Origin of the sequence: Microcoleus sp. SVA1B4 (assembly GCF_036700545.1) — a bacterium.
Classification (GTDB): domain Bacteria; phylum Cyanobacteriota; class Cyanobacteriia; order Cyanobacteriales; family Microcoleaceae; genus Microcoleus.
This window is the reverse complement of record NZ_JAUBPB010000053.1, coordinates 16,398-40,945: the sequence shown is the minus strand read 5'-3', so window position 1 is coordinate 40,945 and position 24,548 is coordinate 16,398. Positions and strand designations below refer to the sequence as shown.

Genomic DNA, 24,548 nt, shown 5'->3' with positions numbered 1-24,548 from the left:
GACTGCTCAAAGCAAAGTGAAGCAGACGGAGGGGGGCGAGTGCCAAGCTCAAAGCAGCACTAGCGAGGGAAAGGAGGCGGGATTTGTCGATCGGCGGTGTTTAATTTCGCCAGACTGCTTGTGGGAGATGCCTGTATTTTTTTGTGGGAATTGTGGAGAGGTCGATCGCACTATTGTAGAAATCTCTTAACAGCGAGACAAAGCCCCCGAAGCTTTTCGGATATTTAGGAAAATAAATAATTTATTTACTGCTGGATTGTCGATCGCAGTTGTATTTATTGTGGCAAAAAATCTAATTTTTTATAACCAACAAAAGCAACTCAAGGAATTGCTGCAAACCAAACAGTGCGGCGAGCGACAGTTCGCTTAAATTTGCAGGGATGGGCCGAATTCGAGAATCCTAGCTTGCAAGAAACTAAAATGCCAGATGGCAAAATTCACCCTTAATGGCAGCCCATAAAACAATCTGGTGTGTCATTACTTGTCAACTTCTTTTCATTCTTTCCGCTCTCTGTTTCTCTTTCTCTGTGTCCTCTGTGGCCTCTGTGGTTCATAAAAAAAACCGCCGGCTGACTGACAGGCGGCGGTTTTTTTAAGCAACTAACAATCGCCTAAAATTAGTGAGCAGAACCGTTACCGTGATACTTGTCAGTATCGTAGAATCCGTTTTTTGTACCGAAGAACAGACAGCAAACGGTGAAAACTGCTGTCAAGACTGCTAAAACTAACTTAACGTCCATAATTTACCTGCTGTTGTTGAGTGAGTGCAAATACTCAGATTGTAGAATCTTTTTGGCTGGCGCGGCCATCTACCAGCGTAGCGCCAGATTTGCTGGGCTGTACTCTGGTGCGGCAGTTTCCTGACGGCGAGACAATTCGGGGAATGATTGTCGAAACCGAAGCTTACGGGCCCGGAGATCCCGCTTGTCACGCTTACCGACAACGCACTCCTCGCAATGAGGTGATGTTCGGGCCTCCGGGTATGAGCTACATTTACCTAATTTACGGGATGTATCACTGTTTTAACGTGGTGACGGATGCAGAGGGAGTTGCTAGTGGTGTGCTGATTCGAGCTTTGCAGGTAGATGTGGTTCCCCAAGAATTCGCTGCAATTCCTGAGAAGAAGCGATCGCGCCTCGCCGCCGGGCCTGGGAAACTGTGTAAGGTACTGCTGATCGATCGAACTTTAAGCGGTTTTCCCTTGGGTGCAGGCCAACCGCTGCGATTGGAACACCGGAGCGAGCAATTTCAGCAAGCTGTGGAGGAGGGTACAATAAATTTTGTCCAAACTACGCGGATCGGGATTTCTCAAGGCATGGATTTGCCTTGGCGCTGGTATGTAGGGAACTGTACGGCTGTGTCACAACTCTAGTAATGTCAAAGGTATCAGCGTAAATTTTGTAGCTTATCTTCGTGAAATTATGGCTTACTCTTCTGAAAACCCGATCGTCCAACTCAAAAAATGCCTGACGCTGGCTCAGGATGTTGGTAGTCACAGTGAAGCCAACCGGGCCTTCCAGCAATTGTGTGGGATTATCGATGCTGAAAACCCAATGGCGGCGCAACTTTTGGAGATGCTATGGGAAGAAGCAATTATGGCGAGGCGATCGGCTTTATTTTGGCAGCAAATGAGCGATGTTGAGAAAGATATGGCTAATAGAATGATGGAAAATATGACGCAGATGCGGCAGAATTACTTGCGGCTGATGCAGGAAATGTAGGAGTTGGTAATTGGTAATTACTAATTGGTAATTGTTCGGACTTTGCCAACAGGCGTAGGGTGCGTCAGCGCCGATATTTGATACCGATCGAACAATTTGTTTCTGACGCACCTTACAATAAATTCTCCTACTTCATTAAAGCAGCGCCGCGGTTGTAAAGTTCGCGGGCGTAATCAGTCCAAGTTCCCTGTCCCCAATAGCGGAAACAGCTTGTTTGCACCAACAAATTGTAAAGCAAAGCTTGCTGGTATTCAAACTGCTTAGTAACGGTGGCATCTTGCTGCACCAGCGGATCGTATTTTTTGTGAAATGCAGCGCTGAGTAGATTCATCGGTTCCAAGACATTTTCGTAGCCTTTCACCCAACTCAAATCGTTTGTCCAAGAAGCACCATCCATGTGAAAATTATGGTCGGTTTGCTTGAGTTGGGCGATCGCACTTTCCACTTTTTCCGGTGTTGCACTATCAGCATCGACTAGGTGCCAGATTTTGTGCTGGTTAACCCCTTGACAAATCGGATAATCATCAGGATTAACACCCGCCGCTTCAATTATCTCCAAATATTCAGTGCCGTTTAAACCAACAACACCGGATTTTCCCCCGCCTTGTTCGCGGTTTTCGTGCCAAGCTTTGACAAAAGCGCTGGGAAATTCATTCATCATCACGCCGCCATTTTCTCCGTCAGCAATCTGAGTGACTAAAGAAGGAACTGTGACATTGCCAATTTGCTGTTTATTGCGTCCTTTTGCTTCGTAATAAGGCTGCATTTGTCCCACCAATTTCGTATCCGAACCTTGGGTTTTAATCAAAGCCGTGATGCTGATTGTTTCGCCGTGAGAATTGCGCGCAACCAAACGGTTGGGAATATATTTTTGGTCTTGCGACAATCCCGAACCGTCTGGATTTTCTACAGAATGTTCTTGCACCATCAGCCAGCGATAGCCGCATTCTTTCAAAGCTTTGATGTATTCGTAAAGTGTATCTGGGTGATTGGGAAAGTGCATTTCTGGGGGCGAAAAACCTTTGACGCGCTTGAGGGCATCAATGCCAAAAATGGCTGCAAAATGATGTTGCCATGCTTGAATTTGGAGTTTGATGTCGGGAATGGGAGTTGAAGGAATGACGGCGTGACTCCACATTGTCCCCAGCCATTCTACGTGAGGTTGATATTGAGGATCGCAGGTAATCCGCTTGAGATTATCAAAGATATCGTCGCGTCCCATTTGGCGCAATCCCCACAATAAGTTGCCCGAATAATCGAGCATAATTCGCGGGTTGCAGCCTTCGGCAATCAGTTGGGGAATGAATTCTCCCATGCGAGAATAGCACCAAGCAAACACTCCGGCGTTGTGGTTGTCTCCTTGGTTGGGATGTTCAAACATATTGTGGAGATTGCTGATCAGTTCGCCGTTTGCACCCGCAGGAATTGTGGGTTGGTGCATATGGAGGGCGCAGGCGAATCCGGCTTGAATGTTTTCCAGGCGCAGATTTGTGGTAGGTAGGAAGACAGGTTCGTTGCTATTGGCTGCAGCCTTAATTTCTGCTTCGGAGCCGCAAATATTGGGTAATCCTGAGTTGATTTCTTGTAAAATCGGTAAATTGGGAGATTGTGCGATCGCAGGCATAAATTTTTCTCAACCATTGTGGAGGGGCGCTGTCTGCTATTGCTAAGATAGCTATAGCCATCCTAAATCATTTGTAAATTTCTTACTCCCTCCCCTTGATAAGGGGAGTGTTGGGGTGGGATCAAAAATTTACTGCTCATTTAGGATTGCTATAGATACTTTAACAGTAGCAGAGGATGTCTGCAAAAGAGAAATTTCACCGGATAAGTCCGGGATCGCGGCAGATCCTAATCTTGGGTAAAATGTTTAACACATTTCACGTAAATAGGCGAGGTAAATTATGAAATACGAAATCAAGGTTTTGGAACCAACGGATTTGTGGTATGTCCAAAATAATATCAATCCAGAAACGAACAAGTTTTATCATCCCACTAAGAATATTCCCCTCGTTCAGCAAGCGGAAATTAACTTGAATAATTCCGGAGTGATCATTCAAAAAGGTGCGCTGCATTGGTGTATGGGGAAATTGACTTCCGGTGTTTATAAAACGGATAACCGTTTAAAAGATATGTGGGTATCTTTAACAACGGAAATGGACTACAACGCTCCTGTATATCAAGGGACTGGTACGGTGAAACTGGAACCGAGACAAAAAGGGAATTTCCTGCATTATACGCCGATCGCTCTGTCGGATGGGGAGCAGTGGGAATTTGATGATGGTGTATTTCAGTTTTGTTCGGACAATGTAGTTATCGGTGCTAAAAAACTGAAATTCCGACAAGTGGCTGCTTCTAATGACGGTAGGTGGAGAATTGCTGTTACAGCTTTGCGCGAGCAAAAAGCTATAGTTGTAGCTGCTACAAATTCACCGGCTAAGATTGTGGAACTAAAACAAGGTGAAACTTTGATAGCTGATTGCGATTTGGTTAAAGGATTTACCAAGGGGATTGAAGAAGATTATCGAAAATTAGGTCATTTTGGCAAAGGGGGTGGAGAGGGTTATGTTTGGTATTATCAGGGGAAAGGTAAATTATTAGTATGTGAAAATGATGCTATGGGTTTGGGTTGAGTTATTGACAGCGACAGGAGATACGATCGATAAAAAGGGATGGACTTGACCAATTAGTTTGATTTTTGCCAAATCTGGAAACACAGGCGATCGATTACACTTGGGCACATCAGGGACACGGCAGTGCCGTGTCCGTAACTGTATTTTAAGCAACAGTCCGATCGCCCAAATCCGTCTCAACATCCGCTAGCTGCGCGTATCTCGCTGTATTCCCAATGGCCTACTTGCTTATTTGGCGAGAAACCATATACTTTGTCATGTTAAGAAAATATCTTTTTGATTCATCCAGGAGCGAGAAAAAAAAATGTACATTGTACAAATTGCCTCGGAGTGCGCCCCCGTCATCAAAGCAGGGGGTTTGGGTGACGTAGTTTACGGTTTGAGTCGGGAGTTGCAGAATTCCGGCCACTGCGTCGAGATTATTCTACCGAAGTACGACTGCATGAGGTACGACCACATTTGGGGACTTCACGAGGCCTACCGGGATTTGGCTGTGCCCTGGTACGGCGGCGAAATCCTCTGTGATGTCTTGTGCGGGTGGGTGCACGGGCAGTTGTGTTTTTTCATCGAACCTCGCTCTCAAGATAACTTTTTTAATCGCGGCTGTTATTACGGGTGCAATGACGACAATATGCGGTTTGCATTTTTCAGCAAAGCCGCTTTGGAATTTTTGCTCAGAAGCAACAAGCGTCCCGATGTGATTCACTGTCATGATTGGCAAACTGGTTTGGTGCCAGTCCTGCTGTTTGAAATTTACAAATACAATTGGATGGAATATCAGAGAGTCTGCTATACCATTCACAATTTCAAACATCAAGGCATGGGAGGTGGCGATATTTTGGAAGCAACGGGTTTGCACAGACCGGATTATTATTTTGATTACGATCGCCTCCGAGATAACTTTAACCCTTTTGCTATCAACTTTATGAAAGGCGGCATTGTTTACTCGAACTTTGTCACCACGGTTTCGCCCCACCATGCTTGGGAAGCTCATATGGGCGAGTGTGGCTACGGTTTGGGGCACACCTTGCATTTATATCAAGAGAAGTTTCGCGGGGTGCTCAACGGCATTGATTACGATGTGTGGAATCCTGAGACCGATCGCTATATTCCGCACCACTACAATCAGGAGGATTTGGCAGGAAAAGCCAAAACTAAAAAAGCTTTGCGCGATCGGCTGTTACTGCGCGATGCTGACAAGCCTATTATTACCTTTATCGGTCGTTTGGACGACCAAAAAGGTGTCCATCTCGTCCACCATGCAATTTATTACTCTCTGAGTAAGGGGGCACAATTCGTGCTTCTGGGTTCCGCGACGGAAGCGGGAATTAACGCTCATTTCCAGCACGAAAGACAGTTTTTAAATGATAATCCAGACTGCCATTTAGAACTAGGTTTTAATGAGGAACTGTCGCACTTAATTTACGCGGGTGGGGATATGATTGTGGTTCCCAGTAATTACGAACCCTGCGGGCTGACTCAGATGATTGGGTTGAGGTACGGCACTGTTCCTGTGGTGCGGGGAGTTGGCGGTTTGGTGAATACTGTGTTCGATCGAGATTACGACACCCGCCACCTGCCGGCAGAACGCAACGGTTACGTGTTTTACCAAACCGACTACTCGGCTTTAGAGTCGGCGCTCGATCGGGCGATCGGATTGTGGTATGACTATCATGATGAATTTGAAAAACTCATGCTTCAAGGCATGAATTGTGACAATTCGTGGAAATATCCAGCTAAAGACTATGTGGAAATTTACGAGCTAATTAGACACAAATAAGCCGTAGGATCTCAGATGCTGCACCATTGTCAAGAACGGACTCTGGGGCCCGTTCCACAAAGAATGAGTTTTCTCGCTTCACAGGCCGTCCAGCCTGTTCATAAAAGGCTTATTGAGAATGGTGCAACATCTCAGATGAAATTGTTGTGGGGAGTAGGGGCCCTAGCGTCCCGCCCGCGCGAAAAATACAACGCAAGATGCCCGACAGCTAAGGATCGCGAATTAAATAACTTACAATTTTAATTGTTATTGTGGGATGGGCCTAAGAGCCCGTCATGAGTGGACGGGCGGGACGCCCATCCCACTTTCAAGAGTGGAAGTTATTTAATTCTCATTCCTTATAACAAAGTCTTTGCGTAAAAAAAACTGCCGGTTGAGCAAAGTCGAGACCGGATTTCTGACCACGAATTTCAAAGGTGGTACCCGCCACGTGATTTATCCGTGGAATCAATCCCCAATCTCAAATCGAAAATCCTCAAGAAAGAGCATTTATCCGTGGGGTCGCCTCTAAAATCTAAAATCTAAAATCTAAAATCGATTGACCAGCAGTGCGTCAGCCATAAAATAGTTACTCTCTCGATCATCAAATAAGAATTACTTGCATTAATATAGTAAAGCAATGACTATAGATGGCTGTAGATAGACCATCGTGTCAATTACCAGATGAAAAAATCTATCATTATAGAACAATGAGCATTTCTCGGCGTATTTTTCTTGCCAGTGGTACAGCAATGGCTGTCGTGGCCGTGGGGGAACTAACCAAAAAAGCCCCTGTCGCAGCCCAAACCGGCACTCTCAACCTTTATTCAGCACGTCACTACGATACTGATAATGAGTTGTACCAAAGCTTCACCAAAAAAACTGGGATCAAGGTTAACCTCGTTGAAGCGGATGCCGATCAACTAATTGAACGGATCAGAAGTGAAGGTGCAAATAGCCCCGCTGATGTTTTCATCACGGTGGATGGTGGGCGTTTGTGGCGGGCAAAACAAGCAGGTATTCTGCAACCTGTTTCTTCAACAGTCCTGACATCGGCAATTCCAGCAAGTTTGCGAGATCCTCAAGGTTTCTGGTTTGGTCTATCGCGCCGGGCACGGGTGATTGTTTACAACAAAAGCAAGGTGAACCCTGCCCAATTGTCAACCTATGAGGCGCTGACAGAACCTCGGTGGAAAGGCAAAGTTTTAGTGCGATCGTCCACTAATATCTATAATCAGTCTCTGGTTGGGGCTATGTTAGCAGCTCATGGAGCTCAAAAAACAGAAGCTTGGGCGCGAGGATTGGTGGCTAATTTTGCGCGTCCTCCAGAGGGAAATGATACGGCACAAATCAAGGCTGTTGCTGATGGGGTAGGCGATCTTGCCATTGTTAATACCTATTATGTAGCTCGCTTAATGAAATCGAAAGATCCAGCAGAAAAGGCGATCGCGGCGAAAGTAGGTGTATTTTTCCCCAACCAACGCGATCGCGGTACCCACGTCAACATTAGTGGTGGGGGTGTAGTCAAAACCTCCCGTAACAAAGCAGGCGCGATCAAATTCTTGGAACACCTAGCCAGCCGCGAAGCGCAACAGCTTTTTGCTAGGAGTAATAACGAATACCCTGTGATTTCAGGTGTGGCGATCGATCCTGTAGTGGCAAGTTTTGGTACATTCAAATCTGACCCTCTCAACCCTGATGTGTTTGGGAAAAATAACCCCGAAGCTTTAAAGGTTGCCGATCGGGCCGGATGGAAATAGAGGCTTTTTGAACAAGAAGCTACTCTTTGTGATTCGGCGGTTTCAACCGCCGAATCCCATCAACTTTAATTTTTAATTTTACCATCCGGCATGATAGCGCCTTTCAGGTTTGCCCCTTTGAGGTTAGCCCCAGTCAAATCAGCACTATTTAAGTCAGTTTCACTTAAATCGGCATTACTAAGATTGGCATTATTCAGTTTTGCACCTCGCAAAAAAGCCCCCTTGAGATTTGCATTACTCAAATCAGCATTTGTGAGATCGGCCGAAAATAAACCTGCTTTTTCCAGAGAAGCACCTTTTAAATTTGCACCTTTGAGATTGACGCTATCGAGTAAGGCTTCATTAAGTTTGACATTTTCTAGCATAGCACCTTCCAACTTAGCACCATTGAGATTAGCGCTTGTTAAATCAATGTCACTTAACTTAGTATCAGTCAGGTCACATCCTGGACATTGCTTAGTTTTTTGTAATGTTTCGAGGGGACCCGCCACCTGTTTTTGGCATCCAAAGGTGACAAAAATAGTAAGTAGTAACAAGGAAATTGTGCCAGTAGTGCGGATAAACATTGCTGAATTTTTATTAATCATCTTGATTTATGAAAGAAAAAGGAAGAGGGATGAAGGGTTGATACATTCTCCTGAAACCCGCCAGGGAATAAATTCCCCCTCTTATAGCTAAAGTCGGTTGAAACCGACTGAAATCCTAGCTGTCTAGTCGTCTTCAGACGACTTTAGCTATGAGACAGGGGTTTCAACCCCTGTCGGACTTTCGCTATGAGACAGGGGTTTCAACCCCTGTCGGACTATAGCTTTAAAAGAATCAATCACCACTGCAAGCAGGGAAGAGATTTGGCGGTTATTGTGTTGAAGACTTGCGCGATCGCGCAATTTTCCAACTTAATAAAATAACCGGTAACATCCCCACTAAAACAATTGCCAATGCTGGGCCAGAAGCTTCAGCCAAGCGCTCATCTGAGGCAAGTTGATAAGTTCGCACAGCCAAGGTATCAAAGTTAAACGGTCTAATAATTATAGTAGCAGGTAACTCTTTCATGACATCAACGAATACTAACATCATGGCAGTTAGTAGACCTCCCGTCATCATTGGTGTATGAACTGTAACTAAAGTTTGCATCGGGCTATAACCCAAACTTCTCGCCGCATCATCTAAATTAGGCTTGATTTTGCCCAAACTTGACTCCACCGCATTTAAAGAAACAGCAAGGAAGCGAACTATATAAGCAAATACCAAAGCTGCGATCGTACCACTTAACAACAAGCCTGTAGAAATTCCAAAGTTTTCACGCATCCAACTATCAAATAGATTGTCCATTTTTCCAATGGGAACCATAATCCCAACTGCAATCACAGATCCAGGTACAGCATAGCCCATTGCCGCAACTCTAGTGCCTAACTGCACTCCTAAATTAGGATATAACCGTAACCCATAAGCCATAATCAAGGCAATAACTACGGCTAAAATTGCTGTCAGTGTTGCCAAAATTAAACTATGACGGGCAAATATCCAAAAGCGTTCATCTAAGGTGAGTTGCCAATTAGCTAAGGTCAACTTTACTAAAAGACCTCCTGGCAATAAAAAACCCAAAAACAGCGGCATCAAACAAGCAGTTACCGCTAAGATTTCCCTGATTCCTTTAAGTTGATAAGTTTGTAGTTGGCGATAGCGGCTGCTAGCTTGATAATATTTAGTCCGACTCCGCGACCAGCGTTCTAGTAATATTAAACCCAGAACAAATAATAATAGCATCGCCGCTAATTGATTGGCTGCAATTCGTTCTCCCATGCCAAACCAAGTCCGATAAATACCTGTGGTGAATGTATCCACTCCAAAATACTGAACAGTACCATAATCGTTGAGAGTTTCCATCAAAGCCAGTGCTAAACCTGCAACAATTGCGGGTCTTGCCATTGGTAAGGCAACTGTAATAAAACTCCGCCAAGGGCTACAGCCCAGTATTCTACTAGCTTCTAGGGTACAAGTTGATTGCTCCAAAAAGGCAACTCTTGTTAATAGGTAGACGTAGGGATATAAAACTAAGATTAGCATTAAGATGGCTCCAGGGAGCGATCGCACGTTAGGAAACCAATAGTCTCCATAACTCCAGCCAAAAATATAACGCAAAGCACTTTGAACTGGGCCGGAAAATTCTAAAAAGTCTGTATAAGTATAAGCTAGGACATAAGCTGGGGCCGCTAAGGGTAACAGTAATGCCCATTCAAATACGCGACTGGCCCGAAAGCGACACATTGTTACTAGCCACGCACATCCTACGCCAATCACGACAACACCCAAGCCTACACCGATCATTAACCAAAAAGAGTTGATGATATAACGGGTTAAAACTGTATCGGTTAAATGTTGCCATGTATCTTTAGCTTCAAAAAAGATACTGGATAAGACACTGATCACTGGTATGGCGATCGGCAATGCTAAAGCGATAATTGCAACTGTCCACCCACTCGCCGATAAACCGCGTAAGGTCGATCGCCATTGGATTGTCCTGATTCCTGTTTGCTGTAGTGATTTTTGGGAATTTTTCATCGCTAGTAAAAAGTCTAGCCTGCTAGTTTATCAGTAGTTGTAAACATTTGTCAAGCCTTTATGATAATTAATCTCACTAAACTGGTATATTGTAGAATAGTAAGTTGTTGATTATTTATAGCAATAATGGCTCGACCGATAATTCTGCATTTGGATGGTGTAACAAAACAGTATGCCCAAGCTGCATCACCTGCGGTGGCATCTGTCACCCTGACCTTACATCAAGGAGATATACTGGGGTTGTTGGGGCCATCGGGTTGTGGGAAAACAACGTTGCTGCGGTTAATTGCGGGTTTTGAACAGCTACAAGCAGGGACGATCGCCCTAGCAGGGAAAACTGTAGCCAGTGTTAATATGTCAGTCGCGCCGGAACAGCGAGACATTGGTATGGTGTTTCAAGACTATGCACTCTTCCCCCATTTGACAGTCGCGAAAAATGTAGCTTTTGGCTTGACACATCAAGGAAAAGAGTCAAAGCATAATATTCAGAAAGGTGTCACCGAAGCATTAGCGCTGGTGGGATTAGAAGGATTGGAAAATCGTTATCCCCATGAATTATCGGGGGGTCAGCAACAGCGAGTGGCGCTGGCCCGTGCTTTAGCCCCTAGACCTGCGATTATTTTACTAGATGAACCATTGAGTAATTTAGATGTACAAGTACGGTTAAGATTGCGTCAGGAAGTCCGCGAGATTCTCAAAGCAACGGGAACCTCTGGTGTATTTGTCACCCACGATCGCGAAGAAGCACTTTCGATTTCAGATTGGGTAGCGGTGATGCGTCAAGGCCAATTAGAACAGTTTGGCACTCCAGAGGAAGTTTATCAAGAACCAGCATCTCGATTTGTGGCTGAGTTTGTGACGCAAGCTAATTTTGTGTCTGCATCGCTGAAGCAGGATTTTTGGGAAACAGAAGTAGGTTGTTTTGCTGTTAAACGAGATTCATGTTCACAAGTTCCCTGTGATGTTTCTACTCAAGGAGAATTGATGATCCGGCAGGAAGACTGGAGTTTATACTTAGATGAAGATTCGCCTGTTGTGGTTTGCGATCGCCAATTTTTAGGCAGAGAAAATCGTTATTGTTTAAAAACACCTTCTGGCGAAAAGTTATATGCCCTCACAACCACAGGAAATGTTTTTCCTATTGGTTCTAAAGTTCGGTTATCTTGTGGTGATAATTCTCCCTTAGCTTTCTTTGTCGGTAAGCCTAAGCCATAGCTAATGGCTAATTGCTAATAGACATCTCCCAAAAAGAATCTAAAACCGTTCTCCTATGTAGAAAAGGTTATTTGCAGCCACTCAACAGGAAGGTTACATTTTTTCCCGACAGGTGAAATGCGATCGCCCGCAACTCCTTCCCATCGCTCGCCCTCTTTCCCTCTCCTCAAAAAATACAGCCACAACCAAGGATTAAATCAGATCTGGATCGATCGCCAATATGCCACCAACCCCGTCAGCAACGAATTCCCCTCGTTATCCCACCACTCTAACCATTGCTGAGTCTGATTTTGATAAATGCCTTCCCATAGGCCCAATTTTACTCCCATAAGTTCGATCGGCTACTGAAGGGAACAATATTAAAAAATAAAAGCCTTTCATCCCCGGACTAAAGTCACCGGGATGAAAGGCTTTTGCACGTTTTGACCAGCCTTCAATCTGGTTGGTTTGACAGATTTAAGCTAATTTTATTCAAATGAAAGTATCTTAAATTTCGGACTTTTTTCCTTGCGATTCTGGCACAGCAACTTCTGAATCCTGCTGATTCAGAGCCATTTCTAGAGATTTTGCAATCTCGACTGACTCAGGAGTACGCTTAGAAAATCCCCAGACAAACATCAAGACGATACTGGAAACTAGCAGCCATTGCGGCGGAACTAAATCGGGATTAATTACTTTCACCAACAATCGCATTCCCACGAACCCAACTGTTATGTAACCAGCACTTTCTAGGTGAACGAACTCATCCAGCCAGCGGATGAACAATCCGGCCATGAATCGCAGGGCAATAATTCCAATAGTAGCGCCTGTTACTACGATAAAAGTGTTGTCAGACACAGCGATCGCAGTAGTAACGCTATCCAATGAAAACGCTAAATCCGTAAAAGCAATCATGGGAATTGCTTGCCACACAGACGCAAATCTGGGCCCGTGATGTTCTCCTTCAGAGTCTGTATCTGAAGTAAAATGTTGGAAAACAAGCCACAGCAGGTAGAGAGCACCAAGCAGCTCAAACTGCCAGTATTGGATCACCCAAGTAGCCGTTAAAATTAGGGCGATCCGCAGTACAAAAGCAATTATCAAACCCAAGTTGAGAGCTCTTTGCTGATCCTTGGCATCTTCCAAACCTTTAGAAATAGACGCCAGGGCGATCGCGTTGTCAGCCGAAAGTACAGCCTCCAAAGCCACCAAAACCAACAATAATAAAAAGCCGTCAACTCCAAAATTGGGTGAAGCGTCGAGAAATTGATCTAGCATTAACTATTTTGTGCACCTAAAATTGGCAAGGGTCGAGCGCAGCGCAAATTACCCGCTCTGTCTAACATTAGTTTCACCTTCACTTAAATCTTAACCTAACGCGGTAATTCTGTGGGAGGCGATCGTCCCAACAACCTCCGAAGGAAGCAGTCCCAGGAAACAAGGAAAAATTCTGGCGTTGCACAACTTGAGGAGGCTTCTTGTGGGTTAGGCGTTCCGCCTGCTGCGAAAATACACGCCTTCGGGCTCATGGGCCCATCCCACAAAACAATCAAAATCATCCCGCAATTATCCAACACCAAAATTCTCCCCCTCCGACACTCAAAAACTCCGCCACTGCGCCACTGCGCTACTGCCCCACTCCTCCCCGGACGCACCATTTGTGTTGCAAGTTGTAACAAATGATTCCCAAAAGCGCCAATTTGTCTCAAATTGGTGAAAGCTCGTCCCCGCGAAAAGGAGTTTTGCGAATATGTCTTTAACAGATACCCAAGTCTACGTAGCGCTCGTAATTGCTTTGATTCCCGGAATCTTGGCTTTCCGGCTGTCAACTGAACTGTACAAATAGTTTCCAGACAACAGTTGCGAACCGCAAAACGCCTGCCTGAGCAGTTAAATCTCTCGCATTACAGATACAGACAATTGCTGCCCCAGTGCAGTAGATTGTTTGTGTTCAGCAAGACGAGACTGCAAGGGCAGGCATTTTTATGGGGAAATTCCGTCTTCAGGCGTCACCTTTGTCTCAACAATTTTGGCTGTCAGCACCCTAACTAACAGCGGCGAGTGTGCGTTAAGCTCAGAATTTGCTCTGTTGAACTCTAAAACGTCAGTCTCAGGTATTTGAAAAAAAATTATGCAAGCGATTCAACCCCCCGTTACCCCACTGCGTCCCGTAAAAAAATCCCCTCGGGTTACTCCTCGTCGCAGCAGCCGCCAGCGTTCCTACCCTCACCAAACCCTCGCGGCCGAAACAGGGGTCAAGTTGGCAGTCAACATGGTACTTTCAGTCTGTGCCACTTCTGCTTTGCTTCAGCTTTGGCCTCACTACCGGGCGGTGCAAGAAAAATTGCACGAAATCCAAGCTGAAGTCAATCTTACCCAAGGGCGAGTCGATCGCTCGCGATCGGACTTTAACCGCTACTTTGACCCTAGTCTTGCTAAAACTGTGATGCAAGAGCAAAGCAACCAAGCTGACCCGCAGCAGCGTCCGGTGATTTTGCAAGAGGTACCCGAAGCCGAGGAATCAACCCCGCAACCTTAAGGGAACGGCTGTTTTGGGTTTTGATATCACGTCCGGTTTTCATCATTCTTGTATGTCATTGCTTCGTACAGCGAACAATGACAGATGAATCTGTCGGACGTGATATCACTTTTAAGGATCGCGAATTAAATAACTTACAATTTTAATTGTTATTGTGGGATGGGCGTCCCGCCCGTCCAAAAAGGACGGGCGGGACGCCCATCCCACTTTCAAGAGTGGAAGTTATTTAATTCTCATTCCTAAGTTAAAAATTTTTTAGATCATTCTTGTCTGTCGTGGCGAAGCAAACGCAGAGACAGACAGACCTGCGTATTGTCACCTGCTGCAAGCTCAAAACTGCAAACTCCGGCTTATACTGACTTTGCCAGCACGGTTTTTTCTTTCAGTAGTTGCAGTGCAGCTTGATATTGCAAGTCTGCTGCTGTGCCGATTTGATCGCGCGCGATGGGTTCCAAAGGTACTACGCGATCGGGCGAAATCCCCAGCTTGTTAATATCTTTATGGTTCGGTGTCTCGTACTTAGCAACAGTCACAGCCAACCCGGAACCGTCAGACAAATCAAATAGCGACTGAATCAACCCTTTGCCAAAAGTCTTTTCGCCTACCAGTTGAGCTCTGCCGTTATCTTGCAGCGCACCAGCCAAAATTTCGCTAGCACTGGCACTTCCCTTGTTCACCAAAACAATCAGCGGATCGTTAGTTAGGGCTTGTCCATAGGCTTCAAAACTGCCGAGAATGCCTTGTCTGTTCACCGTGTAGACGATCGTCCCGGAATCCAGCCACAAGCGGGCAATTTCAATCCCTGCTTGCAACAGTCCGCCCGGATTGTTCCGCAAATCGAGAATGTAGGCGGCGGCCCCTTGTTTTTCCAGGCGGTCGATCGCGTGAGCGACTTCCTCAGTAGCGTTAGCGCTAAATTGACTCAAGCGAATGTAGCCCACCGGCAAATTCTCTGACCCCGACTGCAATTGGGCGTAAACCGGATTCAGAGCAATGCGATCGCGCACTAGCTCAATGTCCTCAGCAGCGTCCCTTCCCTCGCGCCCCAAGGTCAAGGTAACGGGAGTGCCGATGCGGCCGCGCATTCGAGTTGCAGCCTCGTCTAGGCTCAATTCTGAGGTGGGAGTGCCATCAATTTTCAGAATGCGATCGAGGGGTTGGATGCCAGCTTTATCCGCCGGTGAGCCGGCCAAAGGAGCCACCACTGTCAGGGTATTTGTCTGGGGGTCGATCGCAATTTGCAGCCCCACACCCGTCAATTCTCCCGAAGTGTTGACCTGCAAGCTGCGGTACTGTTCGGGTTTCAGTAGTCGAGTGAACGGGTCGTCGAGATTCGCCAGCATCCCCTGAATCGCCGTGTAAGTCTGCTGTCTGTCGTTGAGCGGTTGCTTGACAGCCTTTTGGCGAATCGACCACCAATTGTGATTGTTGAAGCTGTCATCCACATAAGAGCGATTGACAATTCGCCAAGCTTCACTCAAAAGCTGCTGTTCAGGAGTCAGCGCCGCCGCAGGCTGCGCCCACCCACCTAGAACTAGGACGACTTGGAGGAAAAGTACAATAGCAATCTGGGAAACTCGTCTGTGCATGATTTTTCTGTAAAATACCAGTAAGTATTACATTTTATGTATTTTAGGTTTGTACGCTCGGAACGCTGTTGCAGATTTAACTCAGATTTGTTTCCCGACGGTCAGTCCCGAAGGCACTCGGATGTTTATAAGAATCCTCGCCGTAGAAGGGCGAGGAGTTGTCAATTACAAAATAGCAACTCGTCCAGTCGGTGCCAGCTATGTCCCCACAGAAACCATTAATTCTTGATTTTGCCAAGACAGACGCGATGAAAGTGATTCTCCCGCGCCCTGCAATCCTGTCGAGTCACGGCGCAAAGTGGCAAGGAATTCATGTCGAATATCACTGTCAGCCACCAAACGAATGTCCCGAACACTGTCTCGAACAGCACACGGTTGGCTTGATGCTCAATTCAGCAACACTAAAAGGAACAGTGAACGGGAAAAACTGCGGTAGCGAATCGTGGCAAAGTGGGCAGATGTTCATCGCTGCTGCTGGTACTTATTTCCAGTCAGTTGCAACCGGAGACTATGAATTTATGGCGATCGCTCTTGAACCTACCGACTTCGACAATACAGTTGGCGAATCGATCAATTCAAATCCCATTGAAATTATACCGCAATGGCAAACCAGCGATCCGTTGGTTCACGGAATTGCCTGGGCTCTCAAAACCGAACTAGAATCAGGCGGATTAAACGGTACTCTTTATGTCGATGCACTGAAAAACGCGCTTTCACTGCACATACTGCACCGCTATGGCGCGAAAAAACCTAACCGGCGAGATGTTGGAGGCGGTCTTGACCCCGGCCAATTGCAGCTAGTTATTCATTACATTAATGAATTCATAAACCGAGATTTGCACTTAAGTGAACTTGCTAATTTAGTGAACATTAGTTCTTATCATTTCAGCCGTATGTTTAAACAATCGACTGGAGTCACGCCCCATCAGTACGTGACCCAGTGCCGAATTGAAAAAGCAAAACAGTTGTTGAAAAAACCGAAGTTATCAATAAAATATATCTCCCAGCAAGTCGGATTTCACGACCAAAGTCACTTTAGCAAGACATTCTGCAAAATTGTCGGTTTGACTCCTAAGAAATATCGCGATCGGCTTTAACAAAACTCAAGCCCCTCTCACATTAAAAGCATTTTGTAGTTGCCAAGTATTTTTGCCTAGGGCTTGCGGGGGTTCAGAAACCGGGTTGTTTACCCGATCGGGAAACCTGTGTATTTTGGTACAAAACCCGGTTTCTTTGGTATTTAGGCGTAAGTTTTGTCGTATAAAAATCCTAGCCCGTCGGCGCTGTTACAATTCTTCATCAAATAGGGATAAATTCCGCAAGAAAATTATATTTTTAGCAAGTTTTCCGCAAGAATTTACAATACAACAGACTTGGTGCTTTTGTACACTTGCTGGCATCACATACACCAGAAGTATCAGCTAGGTAAATTAATCATGTCTACTTTCAGTACCGGTACCAACTTTCCTGCCGGCACAAGTCCCCAATCCCTCACTGCCGAAAACTGTAATAACGATAACATCCCAGACTTAAACATCCCAGACTTAGGGCTCGCCCCAACGGCTGTTTCCCTAAAGTCAATGACTCAACCTTCCTCAAAAGCGATCGCATTTATCGATGCTGCCGTCCCCGACTGTCAAACATTAATCGACGGCATTATCCCTGAAACCGAAGTAATTAAATTAGAAACTAACCGCAACGGCATCGAACAAATTGCCGAAGCTTTGCAGGGAAATAAATTTTCAGTAATTCACATTATTGCCCACGGAAATCCCGGTTGTTTGCAACTGGGGAACGTGGAATTGAGTTTGGAAAATTTGAGAGATAGCGCCGACAATTTTTTCAAAACAGTTAAGAAATGGGCGGGCGGGCTGACACCAACTGCCGAAATTTTGCTCTACGGCTGCAATGTTGCCAAAGGAAATATAGGTAAAGAATTTGTAAAAAACCTGAGTCAACTAACAGGAGCAAATGTTGCCGCTTCTAATAACTTAACAGGTTGTGCGGCAAAAGGCGGCGATTGGGAATTAACAGTGACAGCGGGGACAATTAAAGCTGGCATTGTATTTGGGCCAGAAGCGATCGCAGCTTACGGCCACGTTCTCAATACGTTTAGTTCTCCTAATAATTTTAATGCGGGAACCAGTCCATCCTTTGTTGCGACTGGCAATTTCAATAACGATGGCATCTTAGATTTAGCTGTTGCTAACCCCACCACGAATAGGGTTTCTATTTTACTGGGAAACGGTCAAGGAGGATTTAACGCTGGAACTGATTTGACTTCGGTATTGCGGCCTACCGCGATCGAAGTTGGCAATTTTAACGGCGATAATTTTTCCGACTTAGCGATAACTTCCGCCCAAGGTGTCGAATTTAGCAGCATTTATATCTTTTTAGGATCGGGTAATGGCAACTTTAACAACCCGGTATTTTTGACTGCCCTCGAAAATCCTAGCGCGATCGCTGTCGGCAATTTTAATGCTGATGATTTACCAGACATTGCCATTACTCAATCCAGCGGCAATGCTTTTGTACCTGAAGGCAATGTTGGCATTTATTTGGGAACGGGACAAGGGGGTTTTTCCACTCCTGTTACTGTGAATGTTGGGCAAAGTCCTAGCGCGATCGCTGCGGGAGATTTTAACGGCGACAATTTTCTCGATCTCGCCGTCGCCAACCAAAATTCTAATAATATTACCATATTATCGGCAAATGGTCAAGGTAGTTTTGGCAATCCGACTAATATTAATGTCGGTCAAAGTCCGAGTGCGATCGCAGTTGGAGATTTGAACGGCGACAATTTTCTCGATCTCGCCGTAGCCAACAGCGGTTCTAACAGCATCTCAATTTTATTTGGAACAGGAAATGGCAGTTTTGCAATTCCGACCAATATTAATGTTGGTTTAAACCCAAGTGCGATTAAGATTGGCGATTTTAATGGCGACAACAGACGAGATTTAGCGGTTAGCAACAGCGGTTCTAATAACGTTTCAATTTTGGCGGGAAATGGAACTGGCGGTTTTAGCAGTGCGACCAACTTTAGCGTTGGAACAAATCCGAGTTCTATTGCGATCGCAAATTTCAATGCCGACGACAGACTCGATCTCGCAGTTGCTAACAGAGGTTCTAATAATGTTTCAATTCTCTTAAATTCACAGAACACAATCAATTTTGGTGCGGCTACTTTCAGCGGGACTGAAGGGGATGCAGATACAGTCGTTAATATCCCCGTTACTGTCAGCGGCGGCACTCCTTTTGCTGATGTCATTGTACCAATTGTCATCGACCCCAGCAGCAGCGCTACCCAAAATTCAGACTACACCATTTCCCCTACCTCAATTACATTCCCCGCAGGCGGAACAAGTACAGAACAAAATATTGCAGTCACTATTAAACCTGACAATATCGCTGAGAATGCAGAAACAGTCATTCTCAACTTGGGTACGATCGCAGGTGGCATTGCAGGTACGACAAATCAAGCGACCCTAACTATTCCCAGTAACGGCACTATTTCTTATGCTGTTGCCGCCGCTGTAGCTGCGGTAGCTGAAGGCAATACGGGAACTGTATCCGTTACTTTTACCGTTACTCGCAGCGGCGGTATCGGTGCAGCCAGTAGCGTCAATTATGCGATCGCCGGAACTGCTACAAACGTCAGCGATTACAACAATATCGGCGGCACTTCCGGGGCAACTAACGTTAATGGTACGGTTAATTTTGCTGCGGGCGAGACATCGAAAACGATTACTTTGGACGTTTTGGGCGACAGTGCGATCGAACCGGATGAAACTATTACTGTCACCTTATCAAATCCGATCGCACCAGGCCCGACTCCAACAATTACAACTGCTAGTGCGACAACTACTATTACTAATGACGACACTGCTGGAATTTTAGTCAATCCCGATAGCGGATTAATTACAACAGAAGCAGGAGGAACAGCAACATTTACTGTCCAACTCAACTCTCAACCAACTGCTAACGTGACTGTTGGCTTAAGCAGTTCCAATGTTGCCGAGGGAATAGTTTCTACACCCTCGCTGACATTCACTCCCGCGAATTGGAGTGCGCCGCAAACAGTAACTATTACTGGCGTTGACGACAATATTGCTGACGGCAATCAAACTTACAATATTGTCACTGCTTTGGCTGTTAGTACAGACAGCAATTACAGCAATTTCAAGGCTGCCGATGTCAGCGTTACGAATAGCGATAACGAAACTCCCGGCATTACCGTTAATCCCACAGCAGGATTAACTACAACAGAAGTCGGAGGTACGGCTAATTTCAGTGTTGTCCTCAACACTCAACCTACGGCACCTGTTACTATCGCTTTAAGTAGTTCCAATCCTGCTGAAGGAACAGTTTCTACTAATAGCTTAAGTTTCACTCCTAATAACTGGAATCAGGCGCAGACGGTAACGGTGACAGGTGTTGGCGACAATATCGCTGACGGCGATATTGCTTACACTATTGTCACTGAGGCTGCTAGTACAGACAGCAATTACAACAATTTCAATCTCTCCGATGTCAGCGTTACTAACAGCGACAGCGATACAGTCGGCGTTACCGTTAATCCCGCCAGTACCACAGCAGCAGAAGGCGGTGCAACGGGAAGTTATACACTTCAGCTAAATTCGCAGCCAACAGCGCCCGTAACAGTCAGCTTTGACGGGGGGAATCAAATAAGTGCGATCGCCCCTATTAGCTTCGACGCTACTAATTGGAATATTGCCCAAACTATAACTGTGATTGCGACGGATGACACAGTTGTAGAAGGTACTCACACAGGCACAATCAATCATGCGGTAACAAGTACCGACGTTAAATATAGCGGAATTGCGATCGGGCCTGTCACTGTCGCCATTACCGATAATGACACGCCAACACCAACGCCCACACCAACATCGCCAACACCAACACCAACACCAACACCAACGCCCACACCAACACCAACGCCCACACCAACGCCCACACCAACACCAACACCTTCAATTACACCGACACCAACACCGTCAATTACACCGACGCCAACACCAACACCGACGCCAACCTCGCCAACACCAACACCGACGCCAACCTCGCCAACACCAACACCGACGCCAACACCAACGCCAACAATTACACCGACGCCAACACCGACGCCAACACCACCAATTACACCAACACCAACACCGACGCCAACACCACCAATTACACCAACACCAACATCGCCAATTACACCGACACCAACACCAACGCCTACAGTTTTTCCGCCGACACCAACACCAACGCTTACAGTTTTGCCGCCGACACCAACACCAGTGCAAATCATCATGCCGCCGGCGATACCTGCTGATAATTTAGTCAGAAAAATCACTGTAGGTTCCAGTACCGGAAGCTATAAGGATGCTATCAGCAGCAGCAAGATTGATGATTACTACAAATTCAGTTTAGGTGCTAGGAATGACTTCAACTTGTCGCTGAGCGGACTGAATGCAGATGCTAAAGTTGAGTTGCTCGACAGTGGCGGAAATACGATCGCCACTTCCAACAATTTGGGCACCGCATCCGAGTCAATCAACCGCACTTTAGAACACGGTACTTATTACGTCCGAGTCTCCTTAGCCAACGGTGGAGAAACTCCTTACAATCTCGATCTCTCTGCTAAACCCCGTCTTCCAGGCATCACCACTACAGGTTCAGATGACCGAGTTTACAAAGCTGGAGAGTTGATATCAGTTATAGACGGAACATTCGCCCCCGCCACTGACATATCTGCCCCGCTGATTAACATCGATGATTTCCGCGCAGCACCGCGTTTTGCCGGAATAGACGGCAATGGTTTTGCAACAGTAATTTTGGATACTGGCATCGATCTAGACGACCCATTTTTTGGTTCTGATAGTGATTCAGACGGCATTGCCGATCGCATTGTCTACAATTACGATTACGCCTATGGCGATGACGAAGCTGACGACGTTGACGGACACGGTTCAAACGTCTCTAGTATTGCTACTTCCCAAAATGGAGTCCACACAGGGATGGCACCCCGTGCTAACATCATTCATCTCAAAGTTTTGGATGATACGGGCAGCGGCACTTTCGCGAATATAGAACAAGCTTTGCAGTGGGTGGTAGAAAATGCAGCGGCGTACAATATCGCCAGTGTGAATATGTCACTCAGTGATGGCCGCAATTACAACAGCCTCCAAACGAGGGGCATTAGCGATGAACTAGCAGAGTTAGCAGCACGGAATGTAATTGTTGTTTCCGCATCGGGGAACGATTTCGGGCCATTGGGCTATAACAGCGTTCAGGGTGTTGGCTACCCCGCAGCCGATCCTAACTCACTCTCAATTGGTGCGGTGTACGATGCGAACCGGGGTTATCGGACACACGGATCTGGCGCGATCGCCTATACCACCGATGCTGATCGCATTACACCATATTCTCAGCGCCACTCCACTTTAACAACCGTTTTTGCTCCCGGTACTTTAATTACCGGTGCTGGCCCGGACGCCCCTTTGACTAGCTATTCCGGTACCAGTCAAGCTGCACCTCATGTTGCTGGAATAGCAGTGTTAGCGCAACAGTTAGCCCAGCGAGATTTGGGCCGCCGGCTGACACCAACTGAGTTTGTGAATTTCTTGCTGTCAAGCGGCGTCACGATTAATGACGGCGACGACGAAGACGATAACGTGATCAATACTGGCTTAAACTTCAAGCGCGTTGATATGCTGGCTTTGGCTCAAGGTATTGTCGGCAACAACCCGCCAGTTGTCAATCGTTCTCTGTTTTCTCAAAGTGCAGCGCTAGGTTTTTCTCAAAGCGGTAATGCTTTTAATTTAGCAGCCAATACCTATACTGACCCCGATCCGGGCGACAGCATTAATTATTCGATCGCCCTGGCAAATTCTAGCGCTTTAAGTTCATCTGCATTTACCTGGAGAACCGATCGCAATGGCGGTTCCTACCGCCAACCAATTGCCGGTTCAACTTTCCCGGAAATTCCTTTACCTTCCTGGCTAACTTTTAATTCGGCAACTCGCACGATTAATTTAGGCCCAACTCGTCCAAGATCGTTCAATTATTGGCTGAAATTAACTGGAACTGATGAATCTGGCGCGAGTGTTAGCGAGGTAATTCGGTTCAAGAGTGGTGGCCTCGGCGGTTTTGTGATTGACGGTTATATTGCTGGTGCTACGGTCTTTTTCGATGCCAACAAAAACGGTGTCCTCGATGCTAGCGAACCTTCTGCCACTACTGCGGATAACGGGGAATTCGATCTCGATCTCGACTCCACCATTTTTGACAAAAATCAAAATGGCGAACTCGATCCAGAGGAAGGCAATATTGTTGCTTTCGGCGGCATTGATACGGCAACTGGTTTGCCTTTGGAAACGCCTGTCACTGCCCCGCCTTACGCTACGGTTGTCACTTTGTTAACCACTTTAGTAGCGGATTTAATTGACAAAGGAATTGACAGCGATCGCGCCGAATCTCTCGTCAAATCTTCTCTTTCTATTCCCGCTAATGTTGACATAACGGGTTTAGATCCGATCGCAGCTACCGAAAACGCGATCGCGGGTGGGGTAGAAACTTTGACTGCAATGGTCAAGGTACAAAACGTCATTACCCAAACTGCTGCTTTAATAGACGGTGGGTCGATTCTGGACAATACCGACAGCGTAAAAGCAGTTGTAAGTGCGATCGTTCAACAAATTCAATCGGGGACAACTTTCAATCTCAGCGATCCCAACCAGTTAGCAACAATTGTCGATCGCGCCGCCACCGCAGCCCAACAATTTGACTCGGATTTAAACACTCAGCAATTGTTGCAAATTGCCCCGGATGCAGCTAAGGTAATGGCCGCAGCAAATCAGCGCGTTGACCAAGTTGTATCCAGCACAGCAACAGCTTCAGTTAACCGGGAAGTTGCCCGCGTCCAAAAAGTAGCCCTAGGTGAAACCTCTAAAGACTTAAAAGCAGTCGGTACAGGTACGAAATCGATCGCCCAAGTTGTTGCCGAAAATACTGGTACTGCCTTAGATACCAAAATTCAACAAACGACATTGCCCGATACACCTGCCGTTGCGGTGATTCAAGGAGAAATAGATGCGATCGCAGCTAACTCCAATCTCATCGGCACTGACGGCGACGACAGCCTCGACGGCGACAGTGGCAGCGATACAATGGCCGGCAAACGCGGCAATGATACTCTCAGCGGTTTGGGTGGCAACGACTGGATACAGGGCAATCAAGGCAATGATTCTCTCGACGGTAGCGACGGCGATGACACTGTTTACGGCGGCAAAGAAAGCGATATTTTGTTCGGCAGTAATGGGGAAGATATCCTATTTGGAAATCGCGGTCAAGATAGCTTGAGTGGAGGTGAAGGCAATGACAGTCTTTACGGCGGTCAAGCTAACGATATTCTGCTGGGCGGTAACGGATCCGACTTTCTCAGCGGTGACAACGGGGATGACAGCTTGATAGGAGGAAATGGGAGCGATCGCTTCTTAATTTCAGCCAATTCTGGCAGCGATATCATTTTCGATTTTGAAGCCGGTATCGACTTCCTCGCACTTGCCGACAATTTAACCTTCTCGCAACTTTCTATTGTCCCTAGCAACAGTGCAATTTTAATCACCTTGACAGCAACTGGCGAAATTTTAGCTGCTATCAATGGCGTGACAGCTAACCAAATTACCATCGCCGATTTCACTTAAAACATTAGGGACACAGGCAAATCCTGTGTCCCTAAAATTCCTTTTCTAGTAAGCTTTTCTCCATTTAAATTGTGTGTCAA

The 24,548-nt window shown here is 46.2% G+C and carries 18 protein-coding genes and 1 pseudogene; 12 read left to right on the top strand and 7 right to left on the bottom strand.

The window, feature by feature from the left end:
• Positions 1 to 16: 16 nt before the first annotated feature.
• Positions 17 to 190, top strand: a complete 174-nt coding sequence (locus QT987_RS21435; RefSeq protein WP_333244064.1) for a hypothetical protein — start codon at positions 17 to 19, stop codon at positions 188 to 190.
• Between the two features lie 427 nt (positions 191 to 617).
• On the opposite strand, the gene QT987_RS21430 is transcribed toward QT987_RS21435, so the two are convergent.
• Positions 618 to 740 carry a hypothetical protein gene (locus QT987_RS21430; protein WP_006633228.1) on the bottom strand — a complete coding sequence of 41 codons (123 nt, stop codon included), beginning with the start codon at positions 738 to 740 and terminating at the stop codon, positions 618 to 620.
• A 20-nt stretch (positions 741 to 760) separates the two neighbouring features.
• On the opposite strand from QT987_RS21430, the gene QT987_RS21425 reads away from it, so the two are divergent.
• Entirely contained in the window at positions 761 to 1,372 is a 612-nt protein-coding gene (locus QT987_RS21425; RefSeq protein ID WP_333244061.1) for a DNA-3-methyladenine glycosylase, read from the top strand.
• Between the two features lie 49 nt (positions 1,373 to 1,421).
• Positions 1,422 to 1,721 carry a hypothetical protein gene (locus tag QT987_RS21420; protein ID WP_333051735.1) on the top strand — a complete coding sequence of 100 codons (300 nt, stop codon included), beginning with the start codon at positions 1,422 to 1,424 and terminating at the stop codon, positions 1,719 to 1,721.
• Between the two features lie 127 nt (positions 1,722 to 1,848).
• Here the strand turns inward: QT987_RS21420 and QT987_RS21415 are convergent, their stop codons facing one another.
• Positions 1,849 to 3,345 (bottom strand): glycosyl hydrolase family 57, encoded by a 1,497-nt coding sequence (locus QT987_RS21415; protein ID WP_333244058.1) that lies wholly within the window; start codon positions 3,343 to 3,345, stop codon positions 1,849 to 1,851.
• A gap of 280 nt (positions 3,346 to 3,625) precedes the next feature.
• Here QT987_RS21415 and QT987_RS21410 point away from each other — a divergent pair, with 280 nt between their 5' ends.
• From QT987_RS21410 to QT987_RS21400, 3 genes are all read left to right on the top strand, one after another.
• Positions 3,626 to 4,354: an AIM24 family protein gene (locus QT987_RS21410; RefSeq protein WP_333244055.1), complete on the top strand. Its 729-nt coding sequence runs from the start codon at positions 3,626 to 3,628 to the stop codon at positions 4,352 to 4,354.
• A gap of 304 nt (positions 4,355 to 4,658) precedes the next feature.
• Positions 4,659 to 6,134, top strand: a complete 1,476-nt coding sequence (gene glgA, locus QT987_RS21405; RefSeq protein WP_333244052.1) for a glycogen synthase GlgA — start codon at positions 4,659 to 4,661, stop codon at positions 6,132 to 6,134.
• Positions 6,135 to 6,823: 689 nt separating this feature from the next.
• On the top strand, positions 6,824 to 7,873 hold the full coding sequence (locus QT987_RS21400) for a Fe(3+) ABC transporter substrate-binding protein (protein ID WP_333051751.1): 1,050 nt from the start codon (positions 6,824 to 6,826) through the stop codon (positions 7,871 to 7,873).
• A 65-nt stretch (positions 7,874 to 7,938) separates the two neighbouring features.
• Here the strand turns inward: QT987_RS21400 and QT987_RS21395 are convergent, their stop codons facing one another.
• Together QT987_RS21395 and QT987_RS21390 are read right to left on the bottom strand one after the other, a co-directional pair.
• Complete coding sequence (locus tag QT987_RS21395) at positions 7,939 to 8,460, bottom strand: pentapeptide repeat-containing protein (protein ID WP_333244049.1); 522 nt, start codon at positions 8,458 to 8,460, stop codon at positions 7,939 to 7,941.
• A 268-nt stretch (positions 8,461 to 8,728) separates the two neighbouring features.
• Positions 8,729 to 10,435 carry an iron ABC transporter permease gene (locus QT987_RS21390; protein WP_333244046.1) on the bottom strand — a complete coding sequence of 569 codons (1,707 nt, stop codon included), beginning with the start codon at positions 10,433 to 10,435 and terminating at the stop codon, positions 8,729 to 8,731.
• 126 nt (positions 10,436 to 10,561) lie between these two features.
• On the opposite strand from QT987_RS21390, the gene QT987_RS21385 reads away from it, so the two are divergent.
• A complete protein-coding gene (locus tag QT987_RS21385) occupies positions 10,562 to 11,650 on the top strand; it encodes an ABC transporter ATP-binding protein (protein ID WP_333051761.1) in 1,089 nt (362 codons plus the stop codon).
• 230 nt (positions 11,651 to 11,880) lie between these two features.
• Here QT987_RS21385 and QT987_RS21380 read toward each other — a convergent pair.
• Positions 11,881 to 11,988, bottom strand: a pseudogene (locus tag QT987_RS21380) (Uma2 family endonuclease); the annotation flags it as partial.
• A 148-nt stretch (positions 11,989 to 12,136) separates the two neighbouring features.
• Entirely contained in the window at positions 12,137 to 12,907 is a 771-nt protein-coding gene (locus QT987_RS21375; protein WP_333244043.1) for a TerC family protein, read from the bottom strand.
• A 472-nt stretch (positions 12,908 to 13,379) separates the two neighbouring features.
• Here QT987_RS21375 and psaM point away from each other — a divergent pair, with 472 nt between their 5' ends.
• Together psaM and QT987_RS21365 are read left to right on the top strand one after the other, a co-directional pair.
• Positions 13,380 to 13,475, top strand: coding sequence for a photosystem I reaction center subunit XII (gene psaM, locus QT987_RS21370; RefSeq protein ID WP_015174804.1), 96 nt, complete (start codon positions 13,380 to 13,382; stop codon positions 13,473 to 13,475).
• A 285-nt stretch (positions 13,476 to 13,760) separates the two neighbouring features.
• Positions 13,761 to 14,168, top strand: coding sequence for a slr1601 family putative cell division protein (locus QT987_RS21365; protein ID WP_333244040.1), 408 nt, complete (start codon positions 13,761 to 13,763; stop codon positions 14,166 to 14,168).
• 350 nt (positions 14,169 to 14,518) lie between these two features.
• Here the strand turns inward: QT987_RS21365 and ctpA are convergent, their stop codons facing one another.
• Entirely contained in the window at positions 14,519 to 15,757 is a 1,239-nt protein-coding gene (ctpA, locus tag QT987_RS21360) for a carboxyl-terminal processing protease CtpA (protein ID WP_333244037.1), read from the bottom strand.
• A 49-nt stretch (positions 15,758 to 15,806) separates the two neighbouring features.
• Here ctpA and QT987_RS21355 point away from each other — a divergent pair, with 49 nt between their 5' ends.
• From QT987_RS21355 to QT987_RS21345, 3 genes are all read left to right on the top strand, one after another.
• Complete coding sequence (locus QT987_RS21355) at positions 15,807 to 15,986, top strand: hypothetical protein (protein ID WP_333244033.1); 180 nt, start codon at positions 15,807 to 15,809, stop codon at positions 15,984 to 15,986.
• Positions 15,958 to 16,854, top strand: a complete 897-nt coding sequence (locus QT987_RS21350; protein ID WP_333244031.1) for an AraC family transcriptional regulator — start codon at positions 15,958 to 15,960, stop codon at positions 16,852 to 16,854. Before QT987_RS21355 ends, QT987_RS21350 begins: the two co-directional genes overlap by 29 nt.
• A gap of 339 nt (positions 16,855 to 17,193) precedes the next feature.
• The gene (locus QT987_RS21345; RefSeq protein ID WP_333244028.1) at positions 17,194 to 24,468 is read left to right on the top strand and encodes a DUF4347 domain-containing protein; all 7,275 of its coding nucleotides are present in this window, start codon (positions 17,194 to 17,196) and stop codon (positions 24,466 to 24,468) included.
• Positions 24,469 to 24,548: the final 80 nt, after the last annotated feature.